Consider the following 26,618-nt stretch of genomic DNA (forward strand, 5'->3'; position numbering starts at 1 on the left):
GCCGTGACCAGGACCGGCAACGAAGCGATCATCGAGCAGTTCCTCGCCGACGGGATCACCTGCATGTTCGGCAATCCCGGCACGGTCGAGCAGGGTTTCCTTGACGCGGTCGAGAAGTTCGAGGAGATGCGCTATGTCTTGACGCTTCAGGAGGGCGTGGCCGTCGGCATCGCCGACGGATATGCCAGGGCCACCGGCGGGCCCGCGCTGGTCCAGCTGCACAGCGGGGTCGGCCTGGGCAACGGCATCGGCATGATGTACCAGGCGATGCGCGGGCACGCTCCGCTCGTCGTCATCGCCGGCGAGTCCGGCGTCCGCTACGACGCGATGGACGCGCAGATGGCCGCCGACCTCGTCGCCATGGCTCGGCCGGTCACCAAGTACGCCACCAGGGTGATCGACCCTTCCTCGGTGCTGCGGGTGCTGCGCCGGGCACTGAAGATCGCCATGACTCCGCCGAGAGGGCCGGTCTTCGTCTCCCTTCCGCTGGACGTGCTGGACCATCCGAACGACGAGCCGATCGTCCCGACGAGCCTGCCCATGACCGAGTCACTCCCCGTCCCTGAGCTGGTGGACCAGGCCGCCGGGCTGCTCGCCCGGGCCGAGCGTCCGCTGGTCCTCATCGGGGACGGCGTCGCGACTTCCGGCGCGCAGTCCGCACTCACCCGGGTGGCCGAGCAGCTCGGCGCGGACGTGTGGGGCGTGGACTACGCCGAGGTGGGGATCGACGGACGGCACCCCCTCTACCGGGGCCAGACCGGGCACATGTTCGGCGAGGTGAGCAGGGCCATCGTGCGGGACGCGGACGCGATCCTCGTCGTGGGCACGTACCTGTTCCCCGAGGTCTTCCCCGATCTGTCCACGCCTTTCCGGGCCGACGCCCGGATCGTCCATATCGATCTCAACGCCTATGAGATCGCCAAGAACCATCCCGTGACGCTCGGCCTGGTGGCCGATCCCAAGGCGACGCTCACCGCCATCTCCGAGCGCCTGGAACGGCGGTTGACCTCCGCGGACCGGGAGGCGGCGGCGCTCCGGCTGCGTACGCTGCGCGACCGTGCCCAGGGTGACACGACCCACTCGCTGGTCGGGGAGTTCGCCGCCAGGCTCGCCGCGGTGGCGCCGGCCGACCTGATGGTCTTCGACGAGAGCCTCACTGCCTCCGGCGCGATAAGCGCCCATCTCCCCCCGGGGCTGCCCGGCCACTGGTTCCAGACCCGTGGCGGCTCGCTGGGGGTCGGCATCCCCGGCGCCATCGGCATGAAACTGGCCCACCCCGACAAGACCGTCGTCGGCTTCACCGGCGACGGCGGGAGCATGTACACCTTCCAGGCGCTCGCGACGGCCGTGCGGGAGGGCGTCGGGGCGAAGTTCGTCATCTGCAACAACCGGAGCTATCGGCTGCTCGACCTCAACATCGAGAAGTACTGGAAGGAGCGGGGCATCCCGCACCATGCCTATCCGCGCGCCTTCGATCTGTCCGACCTGGGCCTGGCCTTCGTGGACATCGCCCGCGGCTTCGGCGTGGACGGCATGCTCGTGGAGAAGCCGGCTCAGCTCGACGAGGCGCTGGACCGGATGCTCGCCAACGATCGCCCCTTCCTCCTCGATCTGAAGAGCGACGAGGGGGAATTGTGAGCCGGATCGGCGTCCTCATGGAGAGTGACTACTTCGAGCCCGAGATCTTCTACTATCGCTGGCGCTTCGCCGAAGAGGGGTACGAGGTCGACTTTCTCACCAGGTTGTGGGACCAGGACGAGCTCACCTTCACCGGCCACGAGTATCGTGCGCCGTTCACGGTGCGGCAGAGCCTGGAAGACCTCGATCTCGACCGCTACGCGGCGCTGATCGTGCCGTCCGGCATGGTGTCCGACCGGCTGCGCTACAGCGACGACGTCGACGTCCTCGCCCCTGCCGTCAGCCTGCTCCAAAGGGCCTTCCGCGACCGGGGAACGATCAAGGGCATCATCTGCCACGGCATGTGGCTCGCCGCGCCCATCCCCGAGGTGGTACGCGGACGCAAGGTCGTCTGTCACAACAACCTCGTCGGCGATGTGCGGAACATGGGCGCCGAATACACCGACCAGGACGTGGTGATCGACGGGGATCTGGTGACTGGCCGGACCGGCCGGCATGCCCACCTCTTCGCCAGAACGATCATCGACATGTTGAAGGGAGACCGGCGGTGAACTTCACCTTTTCCGACACGATTGCCGGTCGGGTCGTCGGTTACGAGCGCGCCGGCAAGATCCTTCGCTTGAGGACCGTCGACGACCGGGAGTTCGCCGTGTCGCTGGCCGGCTCTCCCAGTGCGGAGCTCCTGCGCAACCTCGGCGAACCGTACATCGACGCCAGCGGACACCTGGAGGACATGCTCGAACCCGGGCGGTTCCTCTTCGCCTACGGGATCTTCTACCCCGGTGGCCGGTTCGACGCCAAGCGGTTGATCTTCCTGGGTCGGCGCGGCGGCGCGGCCCGGTTCGAGGAGTCGAGCTGGTGGATCAGCCAGCTCAAGGAGATCGCCTCCTTCTACCGCAAGGCGCAGTTCGGCGACGGGCCGGTGGACTACACCGAGTACCGCACGAATATCAGGCTGGGCGGCGAGAAGACGAGCAGCCACCGGCAGGAGACCGACACGATCTCCCGCCTGGTGTACGGCATGGCCACGGCCTACCTGCTCAGCGGCGAGGACGCCTATCTCGAGGTGGCCGAGCGCGGCACCGAGTATCTCCGCAAGCAGATGCGGTTCGTCGACGTCGAGGAAGACGTCGTGTACTGGTACCACGGGGTCAGCATCGACGGTGATCGCGAGAAGAAGCTGTTCACCTCGGAGTTCTCCGACGACTACGACGCGATCCCGATGTACGAGCAGATCTACGCGCTGGCCGGGCCGGTGCAGACGTACCGGGTCACGGCCGACCCGCGCATCAAGAAGGACGCGGACGCCACGCTACGGCTCTTCGAACGGTTCTTCCTCGACCACCAGCACGGCGGCTACTTCTCGCACATCGACCCGATCATGCTCAGCTTCGAGCACGAGTCGCTCGGCCCGAACCTGGCCAGGAAGAACTGGAACTCTGTGGGCGACCACGCGCCGGCGTACCTGATCAACCTGTACCTGGCGACCGGCGAGCGGCGCTACGCCGACTTCCTGGAGTCAACGTTCGACACCATCGTCGAGCGGTTCCCCGACGACAAGAACAGCCCGTTCGTGCAGGAGCGGTTCCACCGGGACTGGACGCCGGACACCACCCACGGCTGGCAGCAGAACCGGGCCGTGGTCGGCCACAACCTGAAGATCGCCTGGAACCTCATGCGCATGAACTCGTTGCGCCCCAAGGCGGCCTACTCCGACCTGGCCGCCCACATCGCGAGGACCATGCCGGCGGTCGGCAGCGACCGGCAGCGCGGCGGCTGGTACGACGTCCTGGAGCGGACGCGCGAGGAGGACATCGGCGGGCACGCGTTCGTCTGGCACGACCGCAAGGCGTGGTGGCAGCAGGAGCAGGCGATCCTGGCCTACCTCATCCTCGCAGGGGTCACCGGTGAGGAGTCCTACCTGGCCGAGGCCCGCACCGCCGAGTCGTTCTACAACGCCTTCTTCCTCGATCACGACGAAGGGGCGGTCTACTTCAACGTCCTGGCGAACGGCCTGCCGTACCTGCTCGGTACCGAGCGGCTGAAGGGCAGCCACTCGATGAGCATGTACCACTCGGCCGAGCTGTGCTATCTGGCGGCCGTCTACAACAACCTGCTGATCAATGGGTCGCCACTGGATCTGCACTTCCAGCCGGATCCGTCCGACGTGCCGCGGCGGATCCTGCGGGTCTCGCCGGACCTGTTGCCGCCGGGGCGGGTCCGGGTCGCCGAGGCCGAGGTCGACGGCGAGCCCTACAAGGATTTCGACGCCGAGGCGCTCACCGTGCGGCTCCCGGACGTGTCACGCAGGGTCAGGGTCAAGGTGCGATTGGAGGTGACCCGATGACGGACACGACGCTGACCTCTCAGCGGGTCGGCGAGCTCACTGTGGTGCGGATCTCCGGCGAGATCACCAGCGCGACCTCATCCGGCCTGCAGGATCGCCTGCTCCCGTTGATCGGGCAGGGTGCGAGCCTGCTGGTCGATCTGACCGCCGTGCCGTACATCTCCAGCGCGGGACTGCGCACCATGCTGCTCGCCCACCGGCGGGCACAGGAGGTCGGCGCCGCGATCAGGTTGTTCGGCCTGTCGGACGAGGTGCGATTCGTGATGTCGGCGACGGGCTTCCTGGCCTTCTTCCACATCGGTGAGGACCTGGAGACCGAGCTGGGGCGTGCCAGGTCATGAGCGTTCAGGAGAACTGGGAGAGAATCGACGTCGTCCCCACCAGGGAGATCTCCGGATATCGCGTCAGGCGCGGTAGACCGATGCCCTACGGGGCGACCATCGTGCCCGGCGGTGTGAACTTCTCGGTCTTCTCCGATCGGGCCACCTCCATGGCACTGGTGCTTTTCGAGCGGGGTGCCCCGAGCCCGACCGCGGTGCTGCCCATCCCGGAGTCGTTCCGGGTGGGCAGCGTCTTCACGATCACCGTGTTCGGGCTCGACCACGAGAACCTGGAGTACGGCTTCTACGCCGACGGTCCCTACGATCCGGCCCGCGGTGACAGGTTCGACTCCTCCAAGGTCCTCACCGACCCGCACGCCCGGCTGCTGTCCGGCCGGGAGACCTGGGGCGCCGAACCGAACTGGGACGACATCTATCAGTACCGCTCCCGGCTGCTCTACGACGACTTCGACTGGGAGGACGATCGGCCGCCGGGCATCCCCTTCGAGGATCTGATCATCTACGAGACCCACGTCCGGGGCTTCACCCGCCACCCCTCGTCGGGGGTGAGCGGGCCGGGCACCTTCACCGGACTGCGGGACAAGATCCCGTATCTGCGGGAGCTCGGCGTCAACTGCGTCGAACTCATGCCGATCTTCGAGTTCGACGAGTTCGACAACCCGCGCGTCAACCCGGTCACCGGTACCAAGCTGCACAACTACTGGGGCTACAACACCGTCGGGTTCTTCGCCCCGAAGGCCGGCTACGCCGCCACCGGGCAGTACGGGATGCAGGGCGACGAGCTGAAGACGCTCATCAAGGACCTGCACAAGGCGGGCATCGAGGTCATCCTCGACGTCGTCTTCAACCACACCGCCGAGGGCAACGAACACGGGCCGACCATTTCGTTCCGCGGCCTGGACAACGCCACCTACTACATGCTCACGCCGGAGGGCTACTACTACAACTTCAGCGGCACAGGCAACACGGTCAACTGCAACCACCCGGTGGTGCGCGACTTCGTGCTCGGCTGCCTTCGCTACTGGGTGTCGGACTATCACGTCGACGGCTTCCGGTTCGATCTGGCCGCGATCCTCGACCGCGCGCCCGACGGCACGCCGCTGCCCAACCCGCCGCTGCTTGAGCAGCTCGCCTACGACCCGCTGCTGCGCCGCTGCAAGCTGATCGCCGAGGCATGGGACGCGGCGGGCCTCTACCAGGTCGGCGGCTTCCCCTCCTACGGCCGCTGGTCGGAGTGGAACGGCCGCTATCGAGACACGCTGCGCCGCTTCATCAAGGGCGATCCCGGCGTGGCCGGCGACATGGCCACCCGCATGGTCGGCTCCCCTGACCTGTACCACGGCCGCTCGGCGTCGGCGTCGATCAACTTCGTCACCGCCCACGACGGCTTCACGCTGATGGACCTGGTCTCCTACAACGACAAGCACAATGAGGCCAACGGCGAGGGCAACGGGGACGGGGCCAACGACAACAACAGCTGGAACTGCGGGGCCGAAGGACCCACCGACGACCCCGTGATCCAGGAGCTTCGCCTGCGGCAGATGAAGAACGCGATGGCGCTGCTGCTCGTCAGCCAGGGTGTGCCCATGATCCTTTCGGGCGACGAGGTCGGCCGCACGCAGCAGGGCAACAACAACACCTACTGCCAGGACAACGAACTGTCCTGGTTCGACTGGTCGCTGGTGGACGACAACGCCGAGCTGCTGCGGTTCGTCCGCCTGATGATCGCGTTCCGGCACGCCCATCCCCTGGTGCGGGCGGCAGCGCATCCGCTGGGCGCCGATCCCTCCGGACGAGGCGGCCCGCCGGACGTGAGCTGGCACGGTGCACGCGCCTGGGCGCCCGACTGGTCCCCGGGGAGCCGGCTGGTCGCCGCCCTGCGGACAGGAACAGACCAGGACGGCAAGGTCGAGCGCATCTACGTGGCGGCCAACGCCCACTGGGAGCCCGCTGAACTCGAGCTGCCGGGGAGCGGCTGGCGAGTCGTCGCGGACACGGGAGCCGCGCACCCGTACGACATCTATGAGTTCCGTTACGAACAACCGACCGTGGAGGACCGCTACCTGCTGGGTCCCCGATCCGTCCTGATCCTCGTGGGCCAGGACAACTGACGCGTAGGAGATCACTCATGGCCTTCACTGCGACTCTGACGACCGAGGCGGGCACGGCGACCATCAAACTGACCGGTGAGATCGACGCCTCCACCGCGGCGCAGTTTCACGACAAGCTGGACGAGGCGGTGGCCTCCGCGGTGCAGAGGCTGGTCTTGCAGGCGGAGGAGCTGACCTACCTGGCCAGCGCCGGCCTGCGGGTACTGGTGTTCGCCCGGCAGAAGCTGGGCGAGAACGTGAGCATCGTGATCACTGGTGCGGCCGACCCGGTGGCGAGAACCATCCGCATGGCAGGGCTCGACCGTAGCATCGAGATGACGGTCGCGTGAGTGGGCGATGCGCTGCCTACCTGCGTCTCTGACATCCCTCGAAGAAGTCGCCCGCTATGTGCGCACGCTTGCCGACAGTGCGGGACTGCCCGCCCACGACGCGCATCGGCTGCGGCTGGCGGCAGACGAGTTGGTGACCAACATCGTCCTGCACGGCTACGGGGATCGGGAAGGCTCGCTGACCCTCGAAGGCGGCGTGGACAAGGAAGGGGTCTGGCTAAGGATCCAGGACGAGGGCAAACCCTTCGACCCCAGGGCCGGCTTCCAGCCGCCCGAGAACGGTGTGCCACCATCGGAGCGGCGGATCGGCGGCCTTGGGATCTTCCTCGCCCTGTCGTCGCTCGACGATTTCAGTTACGAACTGACGGCCGGACGGAACACGAGCACACTCGTGGTCCGCTCCGGCACGGATGAGAAAACATGAACAAGATCAAGGTTCTCGCGCTCAATGACCAGCGCGAGCTGCCGACCGACCTGGCCGACTCCTTGCGGCGACTTGAACTGAACGTCGAGACCCGCTCCCCGGGGGAGATCCTCGGGGCGTCGAACGTGCCCGCGGCCGATGTGCTGCTGGCCGCGTGCGACGTGCCGCCCAACATCGTCCGCGCGGTCGGCCGCCGGCTGTCCGAGGGCGGCCACTATCCCGTCGTCCTGGCCTACACCGTGGACAACTTCGGGGCGCTGGAACGCCACATCCGCGTCGGCGTCGACTACCTCGTGCCGCCGTTTCTCCCTGCCCTGGTGCAGGCGCGGATGCGTAGCTGCGCGGAGCGAGCGGAGATCAACCGCACGATCCGGGAGACCGCGGAGCAGGCCGACCTGCTGCGCTACGAGCGAGAGCTGGAGATCGGCAGGGAGATCCAGCTGGGGTTCCTGCCGGACTCGCTGCCGAAGCCCGACGGCTGGCGGCTTTCGGTGCGCTACCGGCCGGCCCGTACGGTGGCGGGTGACTTCTACGACGCCTTCGAGCTGGTCAACCGGCGCAGGCTCGCGCTGATCGTGGCCGATGTGTGCGACAAGGGGGTCGGCGCGGCGCTGTTCATGGCGTTGATCCGCAGCCTCCTGCGGCACTCGGCCGAGCAGGCCGGCATGCCGGGAGTGGTCGGCATCGACCGGCTGGCCGACGATCTGCGGGGCGCGCCGCTGATCGGCGAGGCGCCGCTGCTCAACGCGGTGATGGGCACGAACGACTATCTCACGCGCAACCATCTGCGGCAGGGCTACTTCGCGACCCTCTTCTTTGGCGTGCTGGACCCGGTGACCGGCAACGTCGTCTACGTCAACGGCGGGCACAACCCGCCGGTGCTGCTGCGGGCCGACGGCGGGGATCCGGTGGTGCTCGACCCCACGGGGCCGGCGGTGGGAGTCGTACGCGACTCGCCGTTCGCGCTCGGCTACGCGCAGCTCAATCCCGGCGATCAGCTCTTCATCTACACAGACGGTGTGACGGAGGCCAGGGCCGAATCGGGGGAGTTCTTCGGGGAGGACCGCATGTTCGACGTCCTCGCGTCCGGCGATGTGGAGATCCTGCAGAGGATGGATGAGGAACTCGGCGCCTTCGTGGGCGAGGCCGAGCAGTCGGATGACATCACGATGATGGCCGTCTACCGGATGCCCTGATGCCTCAGGTCCTGACGGTCCACTCCTACCGCGGGGGCACCGGGAAATCCAGTGTGGCGGCCAACCTGTCCGTGCTGTTGGCCAAGGAGGGATGCCGGGTGGCGGTGCTCGACGCCGACATCCACGCGCCCTCCCTCGATACGATCTTCGGAATCAATCCCGGCCCGGGGGCCTGCTCGCTCGTCGACTACCTGGTCGGCGAGTGTGAGATCGAGGACGCGGTGTTCCCGCTCGAGCCTCCGGGGCTGTTCGCCGTCGTGGCCAGGACCAGCGTCGCCTCGATCAACGCGCTCACGACGTCCGGGTATGACGTCGGGCTGCTGAGCGAGGGCTACCTGCGGCTCATCGGCGCGTTCGGGCTCGACCTGCTGATCCTGGACACCCGTACGGGGCTCTGCCCCGAGACCGTCACGGCCATGGCGAGCTGTGACCGGCTGATCGTCGTCTCCCGGGCGGATCGGCTGGCCCTGGTGGGCGCGTCGGAGACCATGGCCCTGACCAACCGGCTCGGCTGCTCCGAGCGCGCGCTCGTGGTGAACATGGCGCCGGACGGTCAGATCGGCGAGGACTTCCGGCGCCGGCTGGAGGACCTGCACGGCTGCCCGATTGAGGCGATCCTGCCGTACGAGCCGCTGCTCGCGGCGCACGACGGCGAGGGACTGTTCGTGACTGCCCATCCGAACCATCCGCTGGTCACCGGCTTCCGCCGGATCATTTCCGCAGTGATCAAATAACCGCCACAGACAACTGTCCTTCGCAGTGACAGAGCTAAGGGGGAACGGTGTTCGCGATCGCGCTTGCCGGCGGAAGGGGGGTGCGCGCACGCCCCTTAACGCTGACGACGCCGGACTACCTGCGGAGCAAGGCGGCCATGCGGGTGGCCGGGCGCAGCCTCATCGAGTGGTCGGTCGACCTGCTGGCCGCGCAGGGAGTGCGGGATTTCTACATCGCGGCCTGCGGGAGCGAGAACCGCGGCCAGATCAAGTCCATCCTCGACTACGGCGACCGGCTGGGTGTGTCGGTTCGCTATTCGCGCATGCGCTTCGACCGGCACAACACCGGGTCGGGCGAGGCGACGCTGCGGTGCCTGGAACATTGGAACCTCGACGGGCCCGGGCTGGTCTTCCCCACCGACTCGCTCTTCGAGTTCGATCTGCCGGCTATGGCGGGGGAACACCGCGCGGCGGGGGCCGCGGTCACGGTGGCCGCGGTGCACCGTTCGACGGTGCAGGCCGAAGGCAAGTACGGCGTGCTCGACTGCGACTCCGACGGGGTCGTGTCGCGATTCGTGGAGAAGCCGGACCGCATGACCGCCCGCAGCCTGGCGGATCGGCACGGGCAGGTGCGGACGAACGCCGGCATGTACCTGATCGACGGCGCGCGGCTGCGGATGGCGGCCCGCGATCCCGAACTGACCGCGCTGGTCCGCTCCCGCCTCGACTGGGGCCGCGACCTGCTGCCGTATCTGGTGTCATGCGGGCATCGCGTGACCTCTCACGTGATCGACAGGTTCGGTGACCTGGGCAGCCCGTCCGACTTCCTCGACACGCTGCGCGACGTGCTCCATGACAAATATCCTCAGGTCAGTGACCGGATGGGCGCCCGCATTCACGAGAGCAGCCTCTATCTCAAGGACTCCGTCTCCAGCCGGACGCTCGCCGAGAAGATCCGCGACGGCTCCGTTCGCGTGGGCGACAACGTGCGGATCGGCCGGGACGTGGAGATCGGCCCGGGGGTGGAGCTCTTCGACTCCGACATCGGCGACGGCGTGGACGTCGGAGCGGGCGCGAAGCTGCACCGGGTCTCCTGCGGAGATCACAGCATCATCGGGCCGGGCGCCCGCCTCTCCGACGCCGTCGTCGGTCAGATGGTCGAGATCAGGTCAGAGCGGAACCACCCGGTGGTCCTCGTGGGATACTGCGCGCTCGGGGACGAGGTCCGGGTGCACGCGGGATTGCAGCTGCGCGGCGTCAGCATCTTCCCCCGACTGGAGGTCTGGTCCGACGCACGCGTCCCGCCGGGCACGTGCCTGATCGAGCCCCGGGACATCGTCCGGTGGTCGCCCCGCTCGGCATGACGCCGCCGTCCTCCTAGGCACTGACCTTGTCAAGCAGGGCGAGCTCGTCGGAGGTGAGCCGCAGCGTCAGGAAGGGGAGCAGCTCGGCGAGCTGGGCGGGATTGCGCGCCCCGGCGAGCGGCGTCGCGACGGTCGGCTGGGCCGCGAGCCAGGCCAGGGCGACCGCGGCCAGCGTGGTGCGGTGCGCCGCGGCGATCTCGTCCATGGCCGCGAGCACGGCCGGCCCGTTGCCGCCCAGATGGGCGCGGGCCCGCGCGGCGCGCGGGCTGGCGACCTCGGGCCCCCCCGGACGGTATTTCCCGGTCAGGAAACCACGGGCCAGCGCGACGTACGGCAGGCAGGACAGCCCGCCGGCGGCCACCGTGGGGGCGAGGTGGATCTCGTAGTGGGTACGCTCCACCAAGTTGTACTCGGTCTGGAGCGCCACGTACGAGGCGAGCCCGTTCCGCGCCGAGGTCTCCAGAGACGCCGCGAGCCGCTCCGCCGTGAAGTTGGACGCCGCGATGTGGCGCACCTTCCCGGCCCGCACCAGCGCGTCGAACGCGGCGAGGGTATCGGCGATGGGGGTGGCGTGGTCGTCCATGTGCGCGAAGTAGAGGTCGATGTGGTCCGTGCCGAGCCGCCGCAGCGAGTTCTCCACCCCCCGCCGGATCGTCCCCGGCGCCAGGTTTGACATGCCGGGAACCGCGCCGATCTTGGTCGCGATCACCATCCGGTCCCGGATGCCGCGGGACTTCAACCACCGGCCGATGATGGTCTCCGACTCACCCCCGCCGGCACCCGGCCGCCCGTACAGGTCCGCCGTGTCGATGAAGTTGCCGCCGGCGGCGGCATAGGCGTCCAGCACGGCGAACGACGTCTTCTCGTCCGCGGTCCACCCGAAGGGATTGCCTCCCAGGCACAGCGGGGACACATCCAGATCACTCGTGCCGATTCTCATGCCGTCAACGCTCCATCCATATCACGAAAGGTCTCCGTAGCCGGCGGTGCCCACTCGCCCGCCGCCTTGCATGGGAGTGGCCGGGCGGACATCGCCCGCTCCAGGGCCGCGGAGAGCTGCTCATCGCTCTCCTCGGCCTCCGCCCGCTCGCGGGCGTAGGCGAGTACAAGATCGGGACAGGCGAAGCCCGCTCCGCAACGACGCAGGAGATTCGCCTCCACCAACTCCTCGAGCAGGTCGGCGGTGTGGCCGAGCGGTGCGTCCGCCAGGGCGGCGGCGATCCACGGGTGCACCTGCCCGTCGCCGAGGGCGCCGATCCGCCGCAGCAGCAGCCGCGAGTCGGCTTCGAGGTCGCGATAGGCGCAGTCCAGGGCCGCCCGGATCCGGAGGTCGCCGCTTTCCAGCTCCTTGAGCAGGTTGTCGGATTCCAGCACCTGTACCATCCTGTCCAGGCGCCAATGTGGCCTGGCGATGAGCCGGGCCGTCACGATGCGCAGCGCGAGCGGAAGCCCGCCGCAGATGGAGATCAGCCGCCGGGTGGCGGCGGGTTCACGGGCCAGTCGCTCGGCCCCCGCTCCGTGCGCGAGGATCGCGTGGGCCGCGACGGGCGTGAGCGGCGCGAGCGCGATGTGACGCGCGCGGGGAAGACCCGTGAGCGGACTCCGAGCGGTCACGATAGCGCCCGAGCCTGTCCCGAAAGGGAGCAGTGGCTGGATCTGTTCGGCGCTTGACGCGTTGTCCAGGACGATGAGCACGCGGCGCTCGGCGAGCAGCGCGGCGAACTGCGCGGCGCGCCGCTCGAGGCCGACGGCGATGTCCCCGGGGTCGACCCCCAGGTCCCGGAGGAATTCCGCGAGCATCTCGACGGGCAGGACCGGCTGTCCGCGGCGGCCCTTGAGATCGGCGAAGAGCTGACCGGCGGGGAACTGCTCCTGGACCAGATGCCCGGCCTCGGTGGCGACGGTGGTCTTGCCGATGCCGCTGGGGCCGGTGATCATGATGATGCGGTTTCCCGCGGCGAACGCCCGCCGTACCTGCTCCACCTCGTCCCGGTGCCCCACCGTATTCAGGAGCGCGGCCGGTAACTGGCGGGGAACGCGCCTGGCCGCCAGGGTAAGGTCGAAGGCCCGGTCCTGGAGGAGAATCCGCTGGTGCAGGCCGCTGAGGGCATCACTCGGCACGGTCCCCAGAGTGCTCTTCAGCCGCAGGCGCAGCGACTGGTAGGTCTGGAGCGCGTCCGACGCCCGGCCGGAGCGGTAGTAGGCGAGCATCAGTTGCTCGTGGAACTTCTCGTGCAAAGGGTGCTGGTCGGCGAGAGCGCGCAGTTCGGGGATGATCGCGCGATGCCCGCCGAGGGCGAGTTCGACGTCCATGAGCTCTTCCAAGGACGTCAGCCGCAGCTCTTCCCAGTACGTGCGGGCCGCCTCGGCCAGCTCGATGTCGACCCCGGTCAGCAACGGTCCCCGCCACAGCGCCACAGCGCGCCGGAACCCCTTCGCCGCGTCGGCCAGGCGTTCTTCCTGTACGGCCGCGTGCGCCTCGGCCAGGAGGCCTTCGAACTCGAGGGTGTCGATGCCCGCGGCGGCGTGGAGCACGTAACCGGAGCGACGGGTCTCGATGTCGATGCCGCGTGCGCGCAGCGCGCTCACCCCTCGGTGTACCTGGTTGGCCGCGCTATCGGGCGCGTCTTCCCCGTACAGTGCCTGGATCAGGGAGCTCTGCGGCACCTCGCAGGAGGGGTTGAGCAACAGCCGGGCCAGGACGATCCGCGGTCTTCGGCCTTCGATCGCGACCTCTTCCCCATCTCGGGTGACGAGCAGGGGTCCCAGCAGCCCGAAATGCCACGAGTGCGGTTCCCTCACCATGCTTCTCCTTTCACGCTAGGCGACGATGCTTCGCGAATTCGTGGATCAGGGTGGCGCAGGAGCCTTTCAGATGGCGCGAACGTCGGATGCGAGCGTGTTGCCCAGCGCCTCCAGCACGGTGACCAGCCCGTGCAGAGCGCGGGCTTGATGGACGGCGTCTGCGGTGCGGCGGAAGAGCTTCATGGCCCGCGCGTAGGCGTCGCGGGCGCGGCGCAACTCTTCGCCGCGGTAGGCGATCAGGCCGAGGTCCAGGGCGATGAGCCCCTGTCCGTGGAGGTCCTCGATCCGCTCGAAGAGCGCCTGCGCGCGTTTCAGTAACGTCATCGCCTCCTCGTGCGCCCCGCGGAGGGTGGCGCGGTGACCCAGTGAGTACCACAGCATGGCCTGGCCCCGCTGGTCGCCCGACCGGTGGACGGCCTCCAAGGCCACCTCGTGACCGCCCAGCCATTCGTCGTTGTAACCACCGGACTCGAACAACGGCAGCAGCGAGATCGCGAGCTCCCAGCAGTGTTCGGCCAGGCCGTACTCGGCGCAGCACCGGATCGCCTGGTTGATGGTGCAGAGATTCGCCGCCAGCCACTCCCGCCCGAGCTGCGCGGGCACGTGCGAACCGATCGGCCGGCGCGCGGCCGACGCATAGGGCGGCTGCCGGCCGTGAATGGACGCGTAGGCCGCGTCGGTCTGGGTCAGCAGCGTGCCCATGACGCGCTCGACCGCCGCTCGCTGCTGGTCCTGGGATTCTTCCGCGTCGGCCCGTTCGCGGGCGTAGGCGAGGATGATGTCGTGGCACTGGAAGCGGGCGGGTTCAACGGCCCGCAGAAGGTAACCGTCGGCGAGCGTCTCCAGCAGATCGCCGGCGCTTGCCTCCGTGGCGTCGGCCAGGGCGGTGGCGGTCCAGTCGCAGACGTCGCTGAGCCGGAGTGAGCCGATCAGGCGGAACAGCCGCCGGGCCTCGGGGGGCAGCGAACGGTAGGTGACATCGAGGATGGCTCGCATGTGCAGCCCATCGCTGCGGAGCTCGTCCAGCGGGTTTTCCTTGATCCGGCTGAGCAGGTGGGAAAGGCTCCAGTGCGGCTTGGCCGTCAGGCGGGCGGCGAGGATGCGCAGCGCGAGCGGGGAGCCGCCCATCAGCTTCAGCAGGCGATCAACGGTTGCGGGATCGTCGGCGAGCTGCGCCGCCCCTATCGCCTCCGTGAGCAGCCGGCGGGAGTCCTCCCTGGTCAAGGGAGCTAGCGGGGTACGGCTCGCGCCGTCGAGTTCGGCCAGCGGGGGGCGGCTGGTCACGATCACCGCGCTTCCCGGCGTTCCCGGGAGCAAGGGGCGTACCTGGGCGGAGGAGGCGGCGTTGTCGAGCACCAGCAGGACCGGACGTTCGGCGACGATGGAGCGGAAGCAGGCGCTCCGCCGGTCGAGCTCGTCCGGAATCTCGGGGTCGCTGAGCCCCAACTCACGGAGGAAGCGGGCGAGCACATCGCCGGGTTCGGCGGGCCAGTCGGACGCGCCGCCGAGATCGATGAAGAGCTGCCCGTTGGGATACTCGTCCTTGATCTGGTGGGCCACCTCGACGGCGACCGTCGTCTTGCCGATCCCGCCGGGCCCGGTGATCAGGGCGATGCGGTTCTGGTCGAGAGCCCGGCGCACCTGGCCGACCTCGTCGCCGCGACCCGTCAGGCCCGGCGTGGCGGGGGGCAGTTGCCGCGGCCCGGGCGTCGTGGCGGTGGCCGGGGCGGGCGCGAGCAGAGTTTGGCGCAGGGTTCGCAGCTCGATACACGGATCGGAGCCGAAGGTCTCCGCTAGGTACGCGCGGAACGACTCATACACCTTCAGAGCGGCGGCTGTCCGGCCCATGTGGTGCAGCACCCGGATGTACTGCTCCTGGAACTTCTCGCACAGCGGGTAGTCGCGGACGAGCCCGGCGAGCTCCGGGGCGAGCGCTTGGTACAGGCCGAGTTCGAGCTCGGCGTCGATGCGCTCTTCCAGGGCGATGATGCGGCGCTCCTCCCACCTGCCCGCGCTCGCCATCAGCACCGGGCTGTCGAGTTCGCTCAGCACGGGCCCCCGCCACAGGGCGAGCGCCGCCCGATAGGCACGCGCCCCCTCCCCCGGGTTTCCCGACCTTACAGCCGTGCGGGCGCGCGCGCAGAGATCGTCGAAGACGTAGGCGTCCACACAGTCGCGGTCGACCCGCAGCACGTACCCCGTGCTCTCGTTCCGGATGTCGAGGCCGAGCCGGCGTAGCTCGCTGACGCCGCGCTGCACCTGGTTACGGGCGGTGGTGGGCGGGTCCTCCGCATACATGGCCTGGATGAGCTGCTCGGTGAGGACTACCTGGCCGGGCGTCAGTAACAGGGAGCCCAGCACCACGCTGGCCCGGCGTCCGGGCAGCTCCAGCTGTCTCTCGTCACAAAAGACACGCAAAGTCCCCAGGATCTCAAACCGAAATCGCAGAAGGTTTCCCATCACCTTGTGTCCGCCCCTTCGAAGAGGACAGCTGCGACCAAACGTCTGATCATTACCACAGCATAGGTGCAGCGGTCAGGTCTTTGTGTAGCGTTCGTAACACTCTGCGCTGAGCTGGAATCCTTTAGATCCTCTCGCTAAAGGGCGTCGGTCGAAAGGTGCGTCATTAAAGCTATGCCATTCCATATTACGTCCACGTAACATCTGCGAAATGAGGGCGACGGGAGAAGGATATGATCTTGGCGGCAGAAGGTTGAAATTTGAATGCCCACGTACGGGCGGGTCACTGCGGCGAGCGTGGCGTCACGCCCGCCTCCTCAACATGTCCGCGGTGACGAGACCCGGGCGCTCACCTATGGTTTCGGACAGCAGCTTTCTGAAGGCGTGGGCGGCCGAGACCAGGGTCACGTGATGGTGCCACCCACGATAGGACCGGCCCTCGAAGTCGCGGAGTCCGGTGTCGTTGGAGACGAGCATCCGCTGCTCCCTGACGCAGTCGACCGTCCTGGTGAGCCGGAACAGCGCGAGCGACGTCACGTGCGTGATGCTGGTCAGCCAGTACTCGGTGCTGCCGCCGCTGGTGACGCCCAAGAGCACGAGCGGGGGCTCGTCGGCCGTCCGCTGGTCGGCCTGGCCGGGCATCTTCACCCGCGTGCACTGCACCAGTGTCGGCCGATGGCCGGGTGGGCCACCGCTCACCGGCTGGCCCAGATCCCGCAGCGCGTGGATGAGCTGGGAGGCCTGCATGCGACGGCCCGTCAGGAAAGGGACCCGGGAGTCCGTGGGACTGATCGGGGTCGATCCGTAGACCCGGACGGCGAACGGGATGCCGTGGCGGGAGAACTCGTTCATGATGGTCTCGAAGTTGAGCGATCTCGCGTCCATGACCACCGGCCGCGGCCGGAGTCCCCACCCGTGCAGGACGTTGATGGCGGCCTGCACGCCGAGTTCGCCCGCGTTCGCCACGGTGGCGTCGTCCGGCACGCCCGCGCGCCGGCGGCGCTCGTCGTCGAGCCAATTGCCGGACAACACCATCTGCCAGTCGATCGGATACGCGTCGTGCTCGGCCGCCAGCCAGATGCCGAGCACCTCCTGAGAAGAGATCATCCGTCCCAGCTTCTGGTGGAAGCGCCGCTCCACGCCCACCGAGTGCTCGCCGGCCTTCGAGATGAGGACCTGTTCCACCACTACGGCGGCGAACTTGCCGTTCTGCTCCAGATAGGAGGCGAGCGCACGCCGGACCGGGGCCCAGTCCCAGGGCGAGTGGCTGATGAACTGCTGCAGACTCTGCTCCACGGCCGGCCCTGATTTGGCGGCCATTCTCCGAATGGTCTTGCGGCCCTCTGTGGTGAGCAGGCCGCGGAGGTAGCGTTGCGCGTGCTGCCGCTGATCACGCCGTCTGAGTGAGGCGAACAGCACGTCGCAAAACTCCGAGAACAGCTCTGATGATATTCTCTGCCGAATGATCGACTCGTCGATTGTGCTCACTGCGTCTCCCCGTGCAGAAACCCCCGTGCACTGGAAATAGTTGCAGCACGCACTGTCGCTGTGCTGTCTCTGCGTCACTGCTGTTCAGAGAGCCGACGGCGCGAGTATCGTGAGGCCGTAATAATTGTTCGGTTCGCAGATCAGATCAAGTCAGTTCCTCGATCGGTAGAGATGCACGAGAGCGACGGCCATGGCGCCTTCGCCGACCCCGGAGGCGACGCGCTTGACGGACCGAGCCCGTACGTCGCCGGCGGCGAAGACGCCCGGCACGCTGGTCTCGAGGTAGTACGGCTCGCGGTCCGCCGTCCAGGACTCCGGGATCGTCCCGTCACGGGTCAGATCAGGACCGGTGAGGATGAAGCCGTGCTCGTCGCGGGCGACCGCCCCGTCCAGCCACTGCGTGCGCGGGCGCGCGCCGATGAAGGTGAACACGAAGCCGGCGGATTCCTCGCTCTCGGTCTGGGTGGCGTCGTCGAAGAGACGGATCCGCTCCAGGCGCTCACCGCCAAGGAACTCCAGGACCCTCGTCCGCAGCCGTACTTCGATGTTCGGCGTCCGGAGGATCTCGTCGACGAGATACTGCGACATCCCGGCTTCCAGGGACGACGAGCGGATCAGCATGGTGACCCGCGTGGCGTATTTGGAGAAGTGCATGGCGGCCTGACCGGCGGAGTTCGCTCCGCCGACGATGAAGACGTGCTGGGAGGCGCAGGACTGGCTCTCGGTGGTGGCCGCTCCGTAGTAGAGTCCGGCACCCGCGAAGCGGTCGGCGCCGGGAACGTCAATCTTGTTGTACGAGACACCCATCGCCAGGAGCACGATCTCGGCGCTGATCTCGGTGCCGTCGGTCAGGGTGACGATCTTGGCCGGGTCCGCCCGGCGCAGCCCGTCGGCCTCGACCGGGTACAGCAGTTCGGCTCCGAACCGGCGGACCTGGGACACGGCCCTTCTCGCCAGATCCCCGCCGGACAGGCCGGACGGGAAGCCGAGATAGTTCTCGATCAGGCTCGACGTGCCGGCCTGCCCCCCGGGCACGTTGGCGTCGAGCAGCAGGCACGACAGCCCCTCGGACGCCGCGTAGACGCCCGCGGCCAGCCCCGCGGGGCCGGCCCCGATGATGACGATCTCGTAGTGGGGCCGGGACGCGGTCGTGGACAGGCCGAGCCGGTCGGCCAACTCGGCGCCGGCCGGGGCAGACAGGCGGTCACCATTGGGGAAGATGACCACGGGGAGGGCGAACTCTCCGTCACCTGCCAGCTTCTGCGCTTCCGGACCGAGGTTGATGTCCATGAACTGGAACGGCTGCTCGTTGCGCGTCAGGAAGTCGCGGACCGTGTGGGTGGCAGGGGAGACCGCGTTTCCGATCACCTTGATGCCCTGGTAGCTCTGCCGGTGAGCGGCCTGCCAGTCGGACAGCAAATCGTCCAGGATGGGGAAGAGCCGCTCTTCCGGCGGGTCCCACGGCTTCATCAGGTAGTGGTCGAGCCGGACCCGGTTGATGGCGGTGATGGCCGCGTCCGTGTCGGCGTAGGCGGTCAGCAGCACGCGCTTGGCATCGGGAAACCGGCTCACCGCCTCCAGCAGGAACTCCACGCCGGTCATCCCGGGCATGCGCTGGTCGACCAGGAGCAGCGCGGTGTCGAGACCACGCGTCTCGATGGACCCCAGGACCTCCAGCGCTTCCTGCGCCGAGGCCGCGCCCAGGATCCGGAACCGGTCCGCGTACGTGTTGCGCAGGTCCCGCCGGACCGCCCGCAGCACCTGCGGGTCGTCGTCGACGGCGAGGATCACCGGCTTGGGCGCGTGGTTCTCGGTCCTGTCCATGCTGACTCCTTCGCGGGGAGCGCCAGAACCCATGGGCTCGCTCATTTCCTCATTCCTCATGAGAGTCGGAGAGGCTCCTGGATGCCTTCGGGACGGTTCACGTCACGCTTACATCGCCTCCAGAACCACCTCGTCGACGTAACACCACGCCCAGTCCTCACCCGGTTCGACGGAGGCGGCGATAGGGTGACTCGTCGCCCGGTAGTGCTTGGTGGCGTGCCGGTTCCGGGAGGAGTCACAACATCCGACGTGGCCACAGCTCAGGCATTTCCGGAGATGTATCCATCCGCTGCCGATCGCCAGACACTCCTCACAACCCGCCGACGTCGGATTCACATCCTTGACCTGGTCCACATGCGTGCACTCCATGCCGACCTCCCTGTTACTCTTTATTCTTGGCACTAACGTGCAGAATCTTAGGCAGAACCAGGGGCCGCTTCGGGCGGAGTTGACTTACTTATGCGAATTCGCGCCCAACCTGACTTCCCGCTTCACCCTCCTGGATTTGGGCGTGTGGAGTGACCCCGGCCACTTGCGCCGAGATCACGGGACGGTGACTCACTCGCCTGCTGGTACGCCTTTAGCTCCCACGTTTCGACCGCGATTTCCGGCAAATGACGCGGCGGCCAAACCGACGGTGTTGATCTTGGACGTGGCTCCGCGATCAGCGGCGCGATTGGGCGGTCTCGTCATAGTCTGGATGAAGTGAGCGATTCCAACCTCTTCCTTGCCGACTGCCCGGCCCGCACCACACTCGACATCATCGGCCACACCTGGTCGGTCGTGGTGATCGTCGCCCTGGGCGAGCGTCCGCTACGCCACGGTGAACTGCTGTCCCGCATCGGCGGGATCAGCAAGAAGATGCTCAACCAGACGCTGCGCCGGCTGGGCTCGCACGGCCTGCTGATCCAGGCCAATGGCCGCTACGAACTCACCGATCTGGGCCGTTCGCTGCTCATTCCGGTCCGTGCGCTCGCCTCGTGGGCCGAGACCCATACCGGGGCCCTGCTGGAGGCCCAGGATCGGATGGCGGGGGAACCGATCGGTTCCCACCTGTCTCCTACGGTCGATCCATGAACCGCATCGCGACTGTCAATGCGCCGCCGAAGGCAGGCGAGGATCGGTCCCTGCCCCTTGGGCCGTGATCCGAGAAGACATAAATAGACGGTCGCCATGCGCTCATATGCAATGACGCCCGCCCTTTCTTTGCCGGAAACGACACCGCCGGCCTGATACGCCTTCGGGGTGACAGCGACCCTGAATCGACCGAAAACCGGTGGTGTTTTCCGCACGCCACAATGGCGGATTCGGTTTGCACGTGAGGAGCCATTTTGACGCAAGCGCTGGCGGTGGCCGCCACTGTATGGGGCATGCTCGGCCCATTGTCGCTGCTCGCCCAGCGGCAGGCGATCATCCGGGCCGGTTCCAGCAGGGGAGTTTCCCTGGTCTATCTGATGACGACCTCCATCGGTTACATGATCTGGCTGCTTTATGGCGCTCACATCCAGGACTTCGCATTGATTATCGTCGACGGGATCGGCTTGATCACCGGCGGCGTCACGTTGTACTGCGCCCTGAGACTGCGGATCTCGGAGGCTCCGGCGACGGGGAATGCGAATGGCGCCCGGGGTGGGCGCCATTCGCGTGAGCTGGATAATGACCGGGGCTGCACCTGCAGGTCGGCGGGCTCGGCCGCAGACGGCGGCGAACGCCTCTCCCCGAACGGCACCAGGGCCGGCTGATCAGCGGATACGCTTCAGCGCTCGGCGGCCTCCAGCGCGGTCCGGATCGTCGCGCTGCCGGCCGGCACCCCCGGTGAAGCCCAGAAGTCCGCGGAGCCGCCCGCGTAGGGCCTGCCGTAGACGGGGGTCCCGGGCTGGAGCCGCCATCCCTCAGCCAGCGGTCCCGCGTCGACGGTGTCGTAGCCGATGGTGTCGAGGAACGCCGTCACCGCCTTCTTCACGGCGTCGTCGTCGCCGGCGATCGGCAGGGCGCTGCGGTCGGCGGCGCCGGAGGGGCGGGCCAGTGTCCCGAGGTGGCGGAAGAGGATGTTGTTGAAGACTTTGATGACCTTCGACGTCGGCAGGTGCTGTTGCAGCAGTTCGCTCGATGTCGTCGACGCATCGTCGAGCCGCGGGAACTGCCCGTCCCGCCGCGGAGAGTAGTTGCCGGTGTCGAGGACCGGTTTACCGCCGAGCGGCTCCACCGGGATCCGGCGGTACGCCGTCAGCGGGATGCTGACGACGACGAGGTCGCCCGATGCGGCGGCCTCCGCCGAGGTCGCCGCGCGGGCTTTCGGGCCGAGCTCGTCGACCAGGTCCTTCAGCGTCTCCGGGCCGCGCGAGTTGCTCAGTACGACGTCGTATCCGGCTGCCGCGGAGAGCCTGGCGACGGTGCCGCCGACGTGTCCGCTGCCGATGACTGCGATGGTCGTCATGCTGGCGCAAACCTTGGCCGCGGTGGGGGCATTCCCGCTCAGTTAACGTAGTCCTCGCCAGTCACTCTCGTGATCACCCCGTGGCACTGCCATTGTCCGCACGCGGGCGGCTCCGCCCCGCGCCTGGCTGAAACCGGCGCGAAGGCGTGGTGAAACCCGGGTCGCCGAGCTTGTGGCCATGAGCATGACCACGCAGACGACGGCCGTGAGCGCTGTCCGGGCCGAAGGGCTGGTCAAGTCGTTCGGCGCGAAGCTCCGCCGCCTCCGGCCGTAGCGGCCTCCCGCCGCCGTCATCCGCCGTGGCCGGCGTCGGCGGCCACGGCGGTTTCGTTACCCCTCTGGAACAGGCCGACCGCCCGGGCTGTCGGCGTCGGCCACGTTCGGCCATCCGCCGTGCCGGGCACGCTCGCGCGCCGGGGCCTGGGTTTCCAGCGACTTCTCCCGGATGTACTCCAGCTCGGGCTCGGCCATGCAACGGGCCGGTCAGCATTTCCAGCTCGATATCGTGGCAGCCCAGTTCCCCGGCGATCGTCAGGAGTTCGTGCGTGCTGCGTTAGGTTGTGTCGACGAGCTGGTTCTCCAAGCCCAGGCGGCGATTGCGGTCAAACGGGTACCTTCGCGCGGACTGCGTGCACCGACTCGGCGATGATCTCCAGGCCGCGGTCGAGGTCCTGCGCGGTCGTCGTCAGCGGCGGAAGCAGCTTGACCACCTCGCTCCGCGGGCCGGAGGTCTCCATCAGCAGGCCCAGGCGGAACGCCTCGCCGCAGACCCGGCGGGCCATCTCGGGCTTTCGCATGACCAGGCCCCAGGCCAGGCCGCGGCCGCGCACGCCCGCGACGTCGCCGGCGTTGTCAAGTGCGATCTCATTCAGCGCCCGCTCGACCTGCTCGCCCTTGGCGAGGGTCTGCCTCTCCACGCCCTCGCCGGTCCAGAAGTCCTCCAGCGCGGCGGTGGCGGTCACGAACGCGGGGTTGAAGCCCCGGAACGTGCCGTTGTGCTCGCCCGGCTCCCACACGTCCAACTCGCGCCGCATGAGCGTGACCGCGAACGGCAGGCCGTAGCCGCTGAGAGACTTGGACAGGCACACGATGTCCGGAGAGATGCCGGCTTCCTCGAAGCTGAAGAACGCTCCGGTACGCCCGCAGCCCATCTGCACATCGTCCACGATCAGCAGGATGTCGTGCCGCTTGCACAGGTCGGCCAGGCCGCGCAGCCACCCGGCGGTGGCGACGTTGATACCACCCTCGCCCTGGACGGTCTCGACGATCACGGCGGCGGGCCTGTCCAGGCCGCTGCCGCTGTCGCCCAGCATCGTCTCGAACAGCAGGAAGTCGGGCGTGCGGCCGTTGAGGTAGTCGTCGTAGGGCATCACCACGCTGTGTCCCAGCGGCACGCCGGCGCAGTGCCGTTTCATGGAGTTGCCGGTCACCGCGAGCGCTCCGAGCGTCATCCCGTGGAAGGCGTTGGTAAAGCTGACCACGGTCTCGCGGCCGGTGTACTTGCGGGCGAGTTTGAGTGCCGCCTCCACCGCGTGATTGCCCGCCGGCCCGGGAAACTGCACCTTGTAATCGAGCCCGCGCGGAGCGAGGACGACTTCGTTGAAACGCTCCAGGAAGTCGCGTTTGGCGGCGGTGAACATGTCGAGGCTGTGGACTATCGCGTCACCGGCCAAATAATTCATCAGCCGGCGTTTCAGCTGCGGGTGGTTGTGTCCATAGTTCAAGGTTCCCGCGCCGGCGAAGAAGTCGAGATAGGTCTTGCCGGTCTCATCGGTCATGTGACTGCCGCGCGCGGTGGTGAACACCGTGGGCCAGCCCCTGCAGTAGCTGCGTACTTCGGATTCAAGGTGGGCAAAAACGTCCATGGCTTCTGCCTCCGGCAGGTGGGAGGGGTAAGTCTGGCATCCATCAGGAAAGGGAGCATTACTGGGGATGAGCGACATCTAGTCGAACGGCGCCGAGGCGACATCGCAGGGTGAACCGATACGAAATGATCGCCTCATGATCGCCACTGATGGCCCGCTGAAGACGCATCCCGGCGCCCGAACCGGGCATGGAGGGGCTCGTCGCGCTCGATCACCCCACGGGCGGTACGTGGCGGCATCTCCACCCGTGTTGATCCCTTGACGGTCCGCGAGCTATCGGCCACGGCCTGCGAGCAGAGACCGCATGATGATCGGCGCGGAGTGAAGTCGTGGGGTCAGATGCCGAGCGGGTGATCGTAGAAGGGGTACGACATGCAGATGCGCTCGATGTGCCTGCGGGCGGAGGTGGCAGCCTCGCCGCCGAGGTCCGCGCCGGTCCGAGCGGCGTCGAGAATGTCGGCGATCAGGTTACCGACCTCGCGGAACTCCGCGTCGCGCAGACCCCGCGACGTGGCGGCGTTGACGCCCAGGCGGATGCCGGAGGTCTTCTTCGGCCCGCGCGGATCGAAGGGGACCTGGTTCATGTTGCAGATGATGCCCGCCTCCTCCAGGTGCGCGGCCGCTTCCGCTCCCGTGATCCCGGCCTCCCGCAGGTCCACGAGGGCGAACGGCAGGTCCGTGCCCCCGGAGACGATGTGGTAGCCGCGGTCGATGAGCGTTCGGGCGAGCACCTGCGCGTTTTGCACGCTCTGTGCCGCGTAGTCCTTGAATTCCTCGCTCGCGGCCTCTTTGAAACAGATCGCCTTGGCTGCGATGTGATGCGTCTGGACCCCGTCCTGCACTCCGGGGGTCACGGCGGAGTCGATTTTCCCGGCGAGGTCGGTGCGATTGGTCAGAATGATCGCTCCACGGGGCCCGCGCAGGCTCTTGTAAGTTGTGGACGTAACCACGTCCGCGAAACCGATCGGGCTGGGATGAAGTCCCGTCGCGACCAGGCCCGAGAAGTGTGACATGTCCACCAGAAAAAGACTGCCGACCTCATCGGCGATGTCCCGGAAACGGGAGAAGTCGATCTCGCGGGGATACGACGATCCCCCGGCGATTATCAGGTGGGGCCGGTGCTCCAGCGCCATCCGCCGGATTTCCTCGTAGTCGAGCGTCCCGGTCTCCGGGCCGACTCCGTACCTCGAAATGGCGAACAGGCGTCCGGTGAGGTTGGACGGCGCGCCGTGGGTAAGGTGGCCGCCGGCCGCCGTGTCCATGCTGAGGATACGGTCGCCGGGCTGCAGGAGCCCGATGATGACCGCGTGGTTCATCTGACTGCCCGAATGCGGCTGCACGTTGGCGTGGGCGCATCCGAACAGGTCACGGACCCGGCCGATGGCGATCTGCTCGATCCTGTCGGCCAGGTCGGACCCGCGCAGGTAGCGCTGCCCGGGATAGCCTTCGAGCTGCGTGTTGGTGAAGACTCCGCTCAGCGCCTGGCGGACCGCTTGGCTCACAAGGTTCTCCGAGGCGATCAGAGAAAGCCGCCTCCGTTGGTTCTCGTATTCCCGCGAAAGAATCCAATAAAGCTCGTCGTCGGTTCTTCCGACATCATTCTGGAAATGTGTTGAGCTCAACGTCAAACCCTTTGCCCCGATTGCGGACGAATGAACGATTTGGACGGTGAATTTACCTGCAGACGACTCGGGAGTCAATGCTGCGACACGACGCCTCCACGCGAACGGATGGCGCGAACCATGTATATGCAGGCTTTCCTTATTCAATGAACCCGGACCAGGTCGTGGCGCAGAGGCGCATCGACCGCGGGCGGAGTTCGGTATTGAGTCGGGTCGGGCCACCAGACAGGATGGGACCGCAAAACAGGACGCACGCAGGCGCGACACACACCACAACGCCAGAGGGGTGCGCATCCCAGGGTTAGACCATCGAGTCTTCCATTTCGAGCCGGCCTAGGCCGGAATCTTCAGGTCCACGTGATCACCTCCTATCCCACGTGGTAGTCAACACATGGTGGTTCCGGAAGTCAACGCTCTTCGCATATGGAGGCATACTTAGCCAAGTTCGGTTCTTGGGCAGTATTTCTTTCACCTGAAACCCGTATAACTCGGGCGCCCTGGACGGGCAGAGGGTGCTCGAAATGGGGTGTTCCGCCTGGGATCGACGCCCGCGGTTGAATGGGGCCAGAACGCGCATTACGTTGGACCACTCGCCGACCGTGGCGAAGCGGCGACGAGGATCGGAGGTGGCGGTGGACGGCGCGATGCGCACCCGCGCTTGGGGCGTGGGCCTGGCGGTGTTCTCCTCGGTTTGCTTCGGCGCGTCCGGGCCGTTCGGCAAGGCCCTCATCGAGGCCGGCCTGAGCCCTCTGCAGGCGGTGTGGCTGCGCATGGCGACGGCGGCGCTGGTCCTGGTCCCGCTCGCGGTGATCCTGCGCGGCCGCGGCCTGACCCGCGGCCTGCGTCCCCACCTCGTGCCGCTGCTCGGCTACGGGACGGCGGGCGTTGCGGGCGCCCAGGCGTGTTACTTCGTGGCCGCGTCCCGGCTGCCGGTGGGCGTGGCGATCCTGCTGGAGTTCAGCGGACCGGTCATCGTGCTGGTGTGGCTGCGGCTGGTCCGCCGCGTCCCGGTTAACCGCAGCGCCGCCACCGGTGTCGCGGTCGCCCTGGCCGGGCTCACCCTGGTCGTGCAGGTGTGGACGGGCCTGAGTCTGGACCCGGTCGGGCTGGCCGCCGGGCTCGGCGCGGCCGCCTGCCTGGCCGCCTACATCCTCATCATTGACCGCCTCACCGGGCACGTCGACGCCCTGGTCATCACCGCGTCCGGCAGCGTCGTGGCGGCCGCGGTGCTCACCGCGCTCGCCGCCCCCTGGGCGATGCCCTGGGACGTGCTGCCCGCCCAGGTCCCCGTCGCCGGGTACGCAGTACCCGGTTGGACGCTGGTCGCCTGGATCGGGCTCGTCAGCACCGTCCTTGCCTACCTCGCCAGCGTCGCCGGGCTGCAGCGCCTGTCCGCGCAGGTCGGCGGCGCGATCTGCTACACCGAGGCGGTCGCCGTCGCGCTCATCGCCTGGGCCGTCCTCGGCGAGCGCCTCACCCCGGCGCAAATGGTCGGCGGCGCGATCGTGCTCACCGGCGCCTACATCGCCCAGCGCGCCGCCGCCCACCGCCCGAACCTTTCCGCGAACGCCGCCTGCACACCCCCGGAGGCCACGCCCCCGGAGGCCGCGCTCCGGAGGACGAGCTGAAGAACAGTCCCCGCGGACCGCGGGTA

General features: G+C 67.8%; 22 protein-coding genes. 13 read left to right on the top strand and 9 right to left on the bottom strand.

Features of this window, described 5'->3' with window-relative positions:
* Nucleotides 1–3: 3 nt before the first annotated feature.
* Genes OHA25_RS48170 through OHA25_RS48215 form a run of 10 tightly spaced genes read left to right on the top strand, consistent with a single transcriptional unit; the run spans nucleotide 4 to nucleotide 10,463 of the window.
* Nucleotides 4–1,638, top strand: coding sequence for a thiamine pyrophosphate-binding protein (locus tag OHA25_RS48170; protein ID WP_327583548.1), 1,635 nt, complete (start codon nucleotides 4–6; stop codon nucleotides 1,636–1,638).
* Nucleotides 1,635–2,189 (top strand): DJ-1/PfpI family protein, encoded by a 555-nt coding sequence (locus OHA25_RS48175; RefSeq protein ID WP_327583549.1) that lies wholly within the window; start codon nucleotides 1,635–1,637, stop codon nucleotides 2,187–2,189. Before OHA25_RS48170 ends, OHA25_RS48175 begins: the two co-directional genes overlap by 4 nt.
* A complete protein-coding gene (locus OHA25_RS48180) occupies nucleotides 2,186–3,985 on the top strand; it encodes an AGE family epimerase/isomerase (protein ID WP_327583550.1) in 1,800 nt (599 codons plus the stop codon). The genes OHA25_RS48175 and OHA25_RS48180 overlap by 4 nt, the downstream gene beginning before the upstream one ends.
* Nucleotides 3,982–4,326 (top strand): STAS domain-containing protein, encoded by a 345-nt coding sequence (locus tag OHA25_RS48185; RefSeq protein ID WP_327583551.1) that lies wholly within the window; start codon nucleotides 3,982–3,984, stop codon nucleotides 4,324–4,326. The genes OHA25_RS48180 and OHA25_RS48185 overlap by 4 nt, the downstream gene beginning before the upstream one ends.
* Nucleotides 4,323–6,437: a glycogen debranching protein GlgX gene (gene glgX, locus OHA25_RS48190; protein ID WP_327583552.1), complete on the top strand. Its 2,115-nt coding sequence runs from the start codon at nucleotides 4,323–4,325 to the stop codon at nucleotides 6,435–6,437. Before OHA25_RS48185 ends, glgX begins: the two co-directional genes overlap by 4 nt.
* A gap of 17 nt (nucleotides 6,438–6,454) precedes the next feature.
* Nucleotides 6,455–6,766: an STAS domain-containing protein gene (locus OHA25_RS48195; protein WP_327583553.1), complete on the top strand. Its 312-nt coding sequence runs from the start codon at nucleotides 6,455–6,457 to the stop codon at nucleotides 6,764–6,766.
* A 7-nt stretch (nucleotides 6,767–6,773) separates the two neighbouring features.
* Nucleotides 6,774–7,190 carry an ATP-binding protein gene (locus tag OHA25_RS48200; protein WP_327583554.1) on the top strand — a complete coding sequence of 139 codons (417 nt, stop codon included), beginning with the start codon at nucleotides 6,774–6,776 and terminating at the stop codon, nucleotides 7,188–7,190.
* Nucleotides 7,187–8,386 (top strand): PP2C family protein-serine/threonine phosphatase, encoded by a 1,200-nt coding sequence (locus OHA25_RS48205; protein ID WP_327583555.1) that lies wholly within the window; start codon nucleotides 7,187–7,189, stop codon nucleotides 8,384–8,386. The genes OHA25_RS48200 and OHA25_RS48205 overlap by 4 nt, the downstream gene beginning before the upstream one ends.
* Entirely contained in the window at nucleotides 8,386–9,120 is a 735-nt protein-coding gene (locus OHA25_RS48210; RefSeq protein WP_327583556.1) for a MinD/ParA family ATP-binding protein, read from the top strand. The genes OHA25_RS48205 and OHA25_RS48210 overlap by 1 nt, the downstream gene beginning before the upstream one ends.
* Before the next feature lie 47 nt (nucleotides 9,121–9,167).
* Nucleotides 9,168–10,463, top strand: coding sequence for an NDP-sugar synthase (locus tag OHA25_RS48215; protein ID WP_327583557.1), 1,296 nt, complete (start codon nucleotides 9,168–9,170; stop codon nucleotides 10,461–10,463).
* A 13-nt stretch (nucleotides 10,464–10,476) separates the two neighbouring features.
* On the opposite strand, the gene OHA25_RS48220 is transcribed toward OHA25_RS48215, so the two are convergent.
* The 6 genes from OHA25_RS48220 to OHA25_RS48245 form a co-directional block, all read right to left on the bottom strand.
* Complete coding sequence (locus tag OHA25_RS48220) at nucleotides 10,477–11,403, bottom strand: aldo/keto reductase (RefSeq protein WP_327583558.1); 927 nt, start codon at nucleotides 11,401–11,403, stop codon at nucleotides 10,477–10,479.
* Entirely contained in the window at nucleotides 11,400–13,268 is a 1,869-nt protein-coding gene (locus tag OHA25_RS48225; protein WP_327583559.1) for an AfsR/SARP family transcriptional regulator, read from the bottom strand. Before OHA25_RS48225 ends, OHA25_RS48220 begins: the two co-directional genes overlap by 4 nt.
* Before the next feature lie 66 nt (nucleotides 13,269–13,334).
* A complete protein-coding gene (locus OHA25_RS48230) occupies nucleotides 13,335–15,686 on the bottom strand; it encodes an AfsR/SARP family transcriptional regulator (protein ID WP_327583560.1) in 2,352 nt (783 codons plus the stop codon).
* Between the two features lie 345 nt (nucleotides 15,687–16,031).
* Complete coding sequence (locus OHA25_RS48235) at nucleotides 16,032–17,216, bottom strand: IS701 family transposase (protein WP_442941975.1); 1,185 nt, start codon at nucleotides 17,214–17,216, stop codon at nucleotides 16,032–16,034.
* Between the two features lie 150 nt (nucleotides 17,217–17,366).
* The gene (locus tag OHA25_RS48240) at nucleotides 17,367–19,040 is read right to left on the bottom strand and encodes an FAD-dependent oxidoreductase (protein WP_327583562.1); all 1,674 of its coding nucleotides are present in this window, start codon (nucleotides 19,038–19,040) and stop codon (nucleotides 17,367–17,369) included.
* Between the two features lie 108 nt (nucleotides 19,041–19,148).
* A complete protein-coding gene (locus OHA25_RS48245) occupies nucleotides 19,149–19,409 on the bottom strand; it encodes a UBP-type zinc finger domain-containing protein (RefSeq protein WP_327583563.1) in 261 nt (86 codons plus the stop codon).
* A gap of 336 nt (nucleotides 19,410–19,745) precedes the next feature.
* On the opposite strand from OHA25_RS48245, the gene OHA25_RS48250 reads away from it, so the two are divergent.
* Both OHA25_RS48250 and OHA25_RS48255 read left to right on the top strand, forming a co-directional pair.
* Nucleotides 19,746–20,117, top strand: a complete 372-nt coding sequence (locus OHA25_RS48250; RefSeq protein WP_327583564.1) for a winged helix-turn-helix transcriptional regulator — start codon at nucleotides 19,746–19,748, stop codon at nucleotides 20,115–20,117.
* Nucleotides 20,118–20,371: 254 nt separating this feature from the next.
* Entirely contained in the window at nucleotides 20,372–20,782 is a 411-nt protein-coding gene (locus OHA25_RS48255) for a SemiSWEET family sugar transporter (RefSeq protein ID WP_327583565.1), read from the top strand.
* Between the two features lie 14 nt (nucleotides 20,783–20,796).
* Here OHA25_RS48255 and OHA25_RS48260 read toward each other — a convergent pair whose 3' ends face one another.
* From OHA25_RS48260 to glyA, 3 genes are all read right to left on the bottom strand, one after another.
* On the bottom strand, nucleotides 20,797–21,477 hold the full coding sequence (locus tag OHA25_RS48260) for an NADPH-dependent F420 reductase (protein ID WP_327583566.1): 681 nt from the start codon (nucleotides 21,475–21,477) through the stop codon (nucleotides 20,797–20,799).
* A 602-nt stretch (nucleotides 21,478–22,079) separates the two neighbouring features.
* Nucleotides 22,080–23,342 (bottom strand): diaminobutyrate--2-oxoglutarate transaminase, encoded by a 1,263-nt coding sequence (ectB, locus tag OHA25_RS48265; RefSeq protein ID WP_327583567.1) that lies wholly within the window; start codon nucleotides 23,340–23,342, stop codon nucleotides 22,080–22,082.
* A gap of 335 nt (nucleotides 23,343–23,677) precedes the next feature.
* Nucleotides 23,678–25,258, bottom strand: a complete 1,581-nt coding sequence (gene glyA / locus OHA25_RS48270; RefSeq protein WP_327583568.1) for a serine hydroxymethyltransferase — start codon at nucleotides 25,256–25,258, stop codon at nucleotides 23,678–23,680.
* A 332-nt stretch (nucleotides 25,259–25,590) separates the two neighbouring features.
* Between glyA and OHA25_RS48275 the strand changes: the two genes are divergently transcribed.
* Complete coding sequence (locus OHA25_RS48275; RefSeq protein ID WP_327583569.1) at nucleotides 25,591–26,592, top strand: EamA family transporter; 1,002 nt, start codon at nucleotides 25,591–25,593, stop codon at nucleotides 26,590–26,592.
* Nucleotides 26,593–26,618 lie beyond the last annotated feature (26 nt).

Source organism: Nonomuraea sp. NBC_00507 (assembly GCF_036013525.1).
Classification (GTDB): domain Bacteria; phylum Actinomycetota; class Actinomycetes; order Streptosporangiales; family Streptosporangiaceae; genus Nonomuraea.

Excerpts from the sequence above, each read along its gene's own strand:
- OHA25_RS48185 (WP_327583551.1), top strand. The coding sequence starts at position 3,982 with ATGACGGACACGACGCTGACCTCTCAGCGGGTCGGCGAGCTCACTGTG.
- glgX (WP_327583552.1), top strand. The coding sequence starts at position 4,323 with ATGAGCGTTCAGGAGAACTGGGAGAGAATCGACGTCGTCCCCACCAGG.
- OHA25_RS48195 (WP_327583553.1), top strand. The coding sequence starts at position 6,455 with ATGGCCTTCACTGCGACTCTGACGACCGAGGCGGGCACGGCGACCATC.
- OHA25_RS48200 (WP_327583554.1), top strand. The coding sequence starts at position 6,774 with ATGCGCTGCCTACCTGCGTCTCTGACATCCCTCGAAGAAGTCGCCCGC.
- OHA25_RS48205 (WP_327583555.1), top strand. The coding sequence starts at position 7,187 with ATGAACAAGATCAAGGTTCTCGCGCTCAATGACCAGCGCGAGCTGCCG.
- OHA25_RS48210 (WP_327583556.1), top strand. The coding sequence starts at position 8,386 with ATGCCTCAGGTCCTGACGGTCCACTCCTACCGCGGGGGCACCGGGAAA.
- OHA25_RS48220 (WP_327583558.1), bottom strand. The coding sequence starts at position 11,403 with ATGAGAATCGGCACGAGTGATCTGGATGTGTCCCCGCTGTGCCTGGGA.
- OHA25_RS48225 (WP_327583559.1), bottom strand. The coding sequence starts at position 13,268 with ATGGTGAGGGAACCGCACTCGTGGCATTTCGGGCTGCTGGGACCCCTG.
- OHA25_RS48240 (WP_327583562.1), bottom strand. The coding sequence starts at position 19,040 with ATGGACAGGACCGAGAACCACGCGCCCAAGCCGGTGATCCTCGCCGTC.
- OHA25_RS48245 (WP_327583563.1), bottom strand. The coding sequence starts at position 19,409 with ATGGAGTGCACGCATGTGGACCAGGTCAAGGATGTGAATCCGACGTCG.
- OHA25_RS48260 (WP_327583566.1), bottom strand. The coding sequence starts at position 21,477 with ATGACGACCATCGCAGTCATCGGCAGCGGACACGTCGGCGGCACCGTC.
- ectB (WP_327583567.1), bottom strand. The coding sequence starts at position 23,342 with ATGGACGTTTTTGCCCACCTTGAATCCGAAGTACGCAGCTACTGCAGG.
- glyA (WP_327583568.1), bottom strand. The coding sequence starts at position 25,258 with ATGCGCACCCCTCTGGCGTTGTGGTGTGTGTCGCGCCTGCGTGCGTCC.